Raw genomic sequence first — 7,010 nt, forward strand, 5'->3', positions numbered from 1 at the left:
CCCTACCAACTACCTAATCCGACGCGGGCTCCTCTCAAGGCGATAAATCTTTACCCTTACGGGATCATGCGGTATTAGCTGTCGTTTCCAACAGTTATCCCCCACCTTGAGGCAGATACCCACGCGTTACTCACCCGTCCGCCACTAGACCATATCCGAAGATATGATCTCGTTCGACTTGCATGTGTTAGGCGTGCCGCCAGCGTTCGTTCTGAGCCAGGATCAAACTCTCATGTTTGATCTTCATCAGATATTTAGAATCAAACTCTACAACTAGGTTCTAGAATTTGAGTTCAATCTGAATTACTCAAAAGGTCACAAATTACTCAAATAAAATTAATTTCATATGAGACCAGTTGATTAAAATTAACCAACCACCCTCATATCCTTTTCAAAAAACTGACTTGTCAAAGATCCTGTGTCGCTTCCGATTCCGACTTTTTCTCGTTTCGTCGTCGACTGTGTTGCTGGTTATAATGGGACCATCTCGACATGTCAACAACATAAAACCATTTTTTTTAATTTTTTTTGAAAATCTCAAAAAAACCTAGGTTTTAAGCCATAAATAGGCTGTTTTTTCTTTCGGCTTTTTACCCTTTAACTAATGTTTCATCCAAAATGTTCTTTTAAAATTTTATTTGGTTCAGCCTTGTTCATCTTATAGCCTCAAACCAACACGGCACTTCTCTCTATGAACTGCCTCTTTCTATCTAAAATCTCCTATAATAATCTTACCCATCTTTAGGTTAATGAAACCTTAAGTGCCCCCGATAAATCTCTCTTCCTAAAGTGACTTATAAAAATCCCCTTTTAACCAACCCCAAAATTGCCTATATTTTTTGAAATTTTAAGACATACGAATGAAAAAATAAGGAAACACTATTTATGAATGCCCCCCTCTCTCTTGTAACCATTCCCCTTCAACATCTTCCTCATGGAGCAGACCTTCCGTTGCCAGCTCATGCCACAGAAGATGCGGCTGGGTTAGATCTTTGTGCGGCGATTGAGGAAGAAATAACGCTAAACCCTCTTGAGAGAGTTTTGATCCCCTGTGGCTTTATGATGGCTCTCCCTCAAGGATTTGAAGCGCAACTCCGCCCGCGCTCTGGCCTTGCATTTAAAAATGGGGTTACGCTTTTAAATTCTCCGGGGACTATTGATGCTGATTATCGAGGCGAAATTAAAGTTCTCTTAATCAACCTTGGTCACGGCCCTTTTCACATCACGCGCGGCATGCGCATTGCTCAGATGGTTATTGCTCGTTACACGAAAGCAAGCTGGGAAGTTTGCGAAAATTTTGAGGATTCAACTGCTCGTGGCATTCAAGGATTTGGTTCAACAGGAACTCATCATAAAGAATAGATTAAACCCCATGAAAAAAATACTTTTTGCTTGGCCTCTCTTCTTCTTTTTTGCAACCCCCTTCTTAGAAGCTGCTCCGGCACTTCCTTTGCCACGTTTCGCATCTCTCCGTTCCAGTGAAATTAACTTAAGAGTCGGCCCTGGAAGTGAATATCCGATTGAGTGGATTTTTAAACGTAAAGATATGCCTGTAGAAATTATTGACGAATTTGAAGTCTGGCGAAAAATCCGTGATTATGAAGGCGTCGAAGGCTGGGTCCATAAAAGCATGCTCTCCGGCGCACGCTTTGCAATTGTCACGCATGCTTTCCAACATCTTCACCGAAGCGCTGACCTCCACAGTAAAGCCGTTGCGGCCGCAGAAGCTGGTGTTATTTGTAAAATCCATGAAGTCAAAGGCGACTGGTGCCGTATTGAAGCTCAAGGCCATAAAGGCTGGGTGACGCGAGCAGCTCTCTGGGGGCTTTACCCTCATGAGACCTTATAAGATCTTGTCAGTACAATAGTCTACTTTTATAGTTGTAAACTTGCATGACTAACTATCTATTCGAATTCAGATAGTTTAATTGCCATATCTTACAAAAATTAATTGAAAACCACAAAAATAATAAAATATCTTTATTTAAAATAAATAATTATATTTGTTAAAATCTCTTATAAAGATTGGTAAATTTTATTTTTTCATAAAAAATATTTGTTTTTTAGATAACTAACTCTATATACCAATTAGGTAATAATGCAATTAGAGGTACTTCGATGAAATCAAAGATCTTAACTCTTTATACTTTTTCTCTCCTTCTTGGGGTCTCAACTACTCCCTCTCTTGCTTCCTATAACGCTCCTCTTGAGTATGAGGCCCCCAATACGAATAAACCCTCTCTCCCTCAAAAAGAGGTAACGAAAGAGCTTCTCTCTCTCGAGGAAATTCGAAAAAATTTTATCAATGAAGAAATCACTCTTGAAGAAAGATTCACGACTTATAATCCTACCTCTCTCTTTGAACAACTCATTGAGGTAATCAAGGTATTTCAACCTTCGTCTCAAGGAGGAAAAAAACTCAAAGCACTCGAAAAAGAAGCACTTAAAAATGAATTTTATGCTTCCCGCCTCCAGATCGGGATATGGTGCTTTGCTTTTCATTATTTTATGACAGGGAATATGGTTATTCCAGAAGGAAAAGAGTTTTTTGATGCTTTGTTGGACGTTACAAAACCGACTCCCTCCTCCTCATTACCACAGGGCAAACAAAAAAAAGGAACAATCCCTAAGAAAGTTCAAGAAAAGAAATCGACTTTCGGACATCCAATTCCAGGAACTAATGGTGACCAACGAAAAAAAATTCTTGAACCTCTTTATGAATATCTCTCAAAAGCACAACAGATATTAGATGAAGAAAAATTCCAACCTTATACAAAAGAATTTGTTTCAAGTATTGAACAGATATTACCAGCCTTTTTTACAAAACAATCTCAGGAAATAAGACAAGAATTTGAATTTTTTCAAAAACAAGTTGTAAATTCAACAAACGGCATAAATTCCAACTCATTGTCTTTTATTTTTTCTCCAAAGAAATTAGAAAACAGTGTTCAGGAAAATACCTCTCTTCTTGATACGGCTGTGAAATTTCGTACCCCCATGGCCAAAATGTTTGCACGACGTAAAGGCATAATGTTTCATGAGAGTAATCAAATCCTCAAGGCTCAAGAATGGTACCAAAATGCTATTAGTCTTGGAGATATAAAAGCACTGCATAATCTTGGTTCTTTAGTAGAAAAAGAAGATCCTGCGTGGGCACAATCCCTCTATACACAAGCAATGACTAAAGGTTTTTCGTACTCAATGGATAACCTTGCAGATTTATTATACCGTCAAGGTAAAATTGAAGACGCTAAAAAATTGTACAAAGAGACTGCTAACCAAAATAATATAAAGGCTATGTATAATTTGGCAATTATTGCAAGAGACGAAGGAAATTCTCAAGAAGCAAGAGAATGGTACCAAAAAGCTGCAGAGAAAGGACATATAGAATCATGTCATATGATCGGAGTATTTCTTATGGAAGAAGATCAATTAGATAAAGCCAAAGAATGGTTCGAAAAAGCTGCTCTAAAAAAATTTCCCCCCTCAATGTACAATTTTGGCATTTTGTTGCAGGACGAAGGTCATTTAGACAAAGCCAAAGAATGGTTCGAAAAAGCTGTGGAGCATCAGTATATGAAGCCTTTAAATAATCTTGGTTCCATAGAATGCAGTAAAGGCAATTATGAAATAGCAGAGAAATATTTTATCCAAGCAGCCTCTGAAGGAAGTTCTGAGGCTATAATGAATATGGGATGCATAAAGCAAGCTTTGGGTCAATTTGACGAAGCGGAGTCGTTCTATAAACAAGTACTCGAAACACCTAATAAATTACTAGTAATGCAAAATCTTGCTGTCTTAGAAAATATTAAAGAAAACATAGATGCGTCCAGAAAGTTGTTCCAACAAATCCTTGAAGAAGAAAAACTTCCTCAAGTCCTTTACCTTCTTGCCAGTTTAGAATTGAAAGCAGGTAATTTCGATAGACTTGAAAAATTAGCAACAGAAGTTCTGAATACAGGAGAAGTCAAAGGATTGCTTCTTCTGGCCTTGGCTCATTGGGGGAAGAAGGATTTCCAACAAGCAAAAAACTTTTATCAAAAAGCGATTGCGTCAAACGTTGAAGATGCTGAAGTATTTTATATTGAGTTCCTTGAGGGAATTGGAGAATTAGAACAAGCTCAAAAAGTAGAAGACCATTACCTTGAAACGCTTCTTCCAGAAGAGATCATCCTAGAGGAAAAGACTGTTGAAGCTCTTGCGCCTCAACCTAATATTCCTCAACCAAATACGTCTCCTTCTGTCCAAGAACAACTCTATCAACCTTTACCAACTCCCGTTGAATCTTTTAAAGCGCCAACGCCTTCGAAGAAATACTTGAAGTATTTAGAACGTGCTCAAAAACGACTTGAAGAGGAGCGGAAAAAACCTGTGATGACTCAGGAAAACGCGCCTCAACCTTCGAAAACATATCAAGATGTCAGCATAACTTTACACCCTGATATTGATATGAATACACTCACTGACTTTGAAAAGATCATGATTCAAAAATGTCTTACCTCTTTAGCGAGTGGAGAACATAAAAGATCCCGTTATGAACCGTTGACAGGATACGACAACCTACACTCTATGCGCTTAACTCACGAAGATCGTCTTGTCTTTCGTATTCTTGAAGGATCAATACATCAAGGAGTGACTAAGATTCAGATTTTCTCCCTCAAAGGTCATTATGAGAATGATAATCATAAAGCTTTTAAAAATTTAGTTACATCTGAAGTTTCCTTCAAACCATGGAAATGGGCAGAGTAAACCTCTGAGAAAACGAAAAAGATCAGACAACCTAGTTTCTTAAGCAAAGTTGTCTGCTACTTCTTTTCTTTAAAGAATTTTCGTTGTTCTCCTTAAATAAGAAAGAAATGATAAAAAAGAATAATTCGCTTAATTTCGAATCAAAATTTTTATTACAAACGTAGACATGGCTTGACTATTTCTAATTTTTATAAAAAAGAAGCCCTATAAAAGGGCTTCTTTAATGATATTATTTTACAATTGATTATTCACCAACGCTTTGAGCAACTTCTGCAATAGTAGGATCTTTAGCTTTTTCTTGTTCGAGAACTGTCTCTGGATCTTTACCAGCTAAAGCTTTCTTCGCATTTGTTGCACATTTGGACTCCGCGAAACCTTCTACTTTTCCGCAAATCTTCGTGGCAATTGCAGCAACTCCTGGATGAGTACACAAGGCTCCTTCAAAAGAACGAACACTTACAACACCACTAAAAAAACTTGCTTTACGACAGAATTTATCTTTGCCTGCCATTGCTAATTTTTTAATATCAGAAACTGAAACTGCTTCTACTTGTTGAACAAATGGAACTTGGGTCATTAACAAGCCTGCGATTAAAGCATATTTTAACATTTTTATCTCCGCTGTTTAGTTTTTCTCGTTTATACATGTTAAGAATATAAGAAAAACCTTAAATAAAAATTAATAAGACAGCGACACCCAAAAATTTTTAAAAAATAAAAATTTCTTCTTATACTTTATTATAAAGCAAATTAAATATATTTAATTATCTTTCCTGACCTTAATACATGAGATCTTCTTGATTTCTTCTCATTATTTTTTACATCGTGCCCATCACTCACATTGACAACTGTTTGACTCTTGCTTACATCTTCAGGCTGCCTGAGACTTTTTTCTTTAGTCTCTCTGATTCAATCTATTCTCCCCCCTTACGTCACGACAACATTATATGAATCCACATTCCGTTTTTTAAGGTGAGTCAACTTCTGAGGCTGATATTATGTCTTCTGTAAATTATTCACTCGCACCATGTTCTCCGGAAGAAAATGCAAGATTTGGATCTTTTGATAGATTTTTAGCATCTTCAATAAGTACGGTAGAAGCCACATCTTTATCAAAATCAACGAAAGAAGAGTGAACTTCCAACTCTTCATTCAAGAAATTCGCTTTTTTACAAAAAGCTTTTTTTCCGGGGGTTCCAACAATTAATTTGTGACCTGTAGCGATTCCTCCTTGTGAGTCGAAAGATCCTGCATCCGAAATAAAGATTACTTGGATCAATAATAACCCTGAGATTAAAATATATTTTTTCATTTTTTCTCCTTTCTTTGTTCGTTTTATGTCGATTTAGGTTCCCCTAAAGCCTTCTGAAATTTTTCATGTCAAGGTAAGTTCTTATTTCTATTTTGATTTTTAAAAATCCTTTACTCGCTCTACTCAGATTTTATCCTTGACCGCTTCCATCCTCACCTTGGATCATTCTCATCGTCTATTTTGACATCAAGAATGAAACTTGGGCTTTTCTAGTCTCGTCATTCTCGGGCATGTCCCGAGAATCTCAAGCAACAGATAGATCTCTCCTCTCACCATCAGATCTATTTCATTCTTTCTTGCTTCCAACGGGGAAATTCTAATTTTCCTTAGGGCCTCACTCGAATGATTCCATCGTTGGCTTCAACACTCACTCACAACCTTTTGCTGTTGCCACCTAATATCTTTCAGAACTTGCCAGGTCCCGGATTTTACAAAGGGGATGCTCTTCTTTCTCAACTTCTCATCTGTGCCTGTCACACACGTTGAAGACCTTCTTCATCACAAATCGATTCATTCCGATTCCTTTTGTCTCCCCTACCCCTCACTTCCACTGTGCCTCTCACCCACAACATCAAGGATGACCAAGGAACAGAAAGGATATTTCCTTTTACACCACACCTTCTGACCTTGTTCATCTTTTGCCTAATCCTTTGTCTTGATGACTTGCCATTCCTGTGCACTCTTAGTAAATGACTCTCACCAACTTCATCCAATCCCTTTCAAACATCTGTTGAAAGGGCTCACATGAAAGAAAAGGTTTAGGTCTTTGCCTTTCAACACTTTTCCTGACCCAAGACTTCCCTCTTGTCATTCTCTTGGCCTAAGGTTCCAAGACAGGACCTTTGGAAAAGTTCCTCTCTTATTCCCCTTTTTTCAGGGGCGTCGTCCCCTAAAAAAAGGCAAAGAAAGGGCATTCGCTCAAAAAGAGCGTTAAAAGGACTTCTTTACG

The 7,010-nt window shown here is 37.7% G+C and carries 5 protein-coding genes and 1 rRNA gene; 3 read left to right on the top strand and 3 right to left on the bottom strand.

The window, feature by feature from the left end; genetic code table 11:
• Positions 1-238, bottom strand: a 16S ribosomal RNA gene (locus tag J0H12_07520); the annotation flags it as partial.
• 647 nt (positions 239-885) lie between these two features.
• On the opposite strand from J0H12_07520, the gene dut reads away from it, so the two are divergent.
• From dut to J0H12_07535, 3 genes are all read left to right on the top strand, one after another.
• A complete protein-coding gene (dut, locus tag J0H12_07525; GenBank protein ID MBN9413747.1) occupies positions 886-1,362 on the top strand; it encodes a dUTP diphosphatase in 477 nt (158 codons plus the stop codon).
• Positions 1,363-1,372: 10 nt separating this feature from the next.
• Positions 1,373-1,849 carry an SH3 domain-containing protein gene (locus J0H12_07530; GenBank protein MBN9413748.1) on the top strand — a complete coding sequence of 159 codons (477 nt, stop codon included), beginning with the start codon at positions 1,373-1,375 and terminating at the stop codon, positions 1,847-1,849.
• 269 nt (positions 1,850-2,118) lie between these two features.
• The gene (locus J0H12_07535) at positions 2,119-4,749 is read left to right on the top strand and encodes a tetratricopeptide repeat protein (protein ID MBN9413749.1); all 2,631 of its coding nucleotides are present in this window, start codon (positions 2,119-2,121) and stop codon (positions 4,747-4,749) included.
• A gap of 244 nt (positions 4,750-4,993) precedes the next feature.
• Here J0H12_07535 and J0H12_07540 read toward each other — a convergent pair whose 3' ends face one another.
• Positions 4,994-5,359, bottom strand: a complete 366-nt coding sequence (locus tag J0H12_07540; protein MBN9413750.1) for a hypothetical protein — start codon at positions 5,357-5,359, stop codon at positions 4,994-4,996.
• A gap of 402 nt (positions 5,360-5,761) precedes the next feature.
• A complete protein-coding gene (locus J0H12_07545; protein MBN9413751.1) occupies positions 5,762-6,061 on the bottom strand; it encodes a hypothetical protein in 300 nt (99 codons plus the stop codon).
• Positions 6,062-7,010: the final 949 nt, after the last annotated feature.

The sequence above is a fragment of the Candidatus Paracaedimonas acanthamoebae genome (assembly GCA_017307065.1).
GTDB lineage: Bacteria > Pseudomonadota > Alphaproteobacteria > Caedimonadales > Caedimonadaceae > Paracaedimonas > Paracaedimonas acanthamoebae_A.

Coding starts and splice junctions, on each gene's coding strand:
- J0H12_07540 (MBN9413750.1), bottom strand. CDS start 5,359: ATGTTAAAATATGCTTTAATCGCAGGCTTGTTAATGACCCAAGTTCCA.
- dut (MBN9413747.1), top strand. CDS start 886: ATGAATGCCCCCCTCTCTCTTGTAACCATTCCCCTTCAACATCTTCCT.
- J0H12_07545 (MBN9413751.1), bottom strand. CDS start 6,061: ATGAAAAAATATATTTTAATCTCAGGGTTATTATTGATCCAAGTAATC.
- J0H12_07535 (MBN9413749.1), top strand. CDS start 2,119: ATGAAATCAAAGATCTTAACTCTTTATACTTTTTCTCTCCTTCTTGGG.
- J0H12_07530 (MBN9413748.1), top strand. CDS start 1,373: ATGAAAAAAATACTTTTTGCTTGGCCTCTCTTCTTCTTTTTTGCAACC.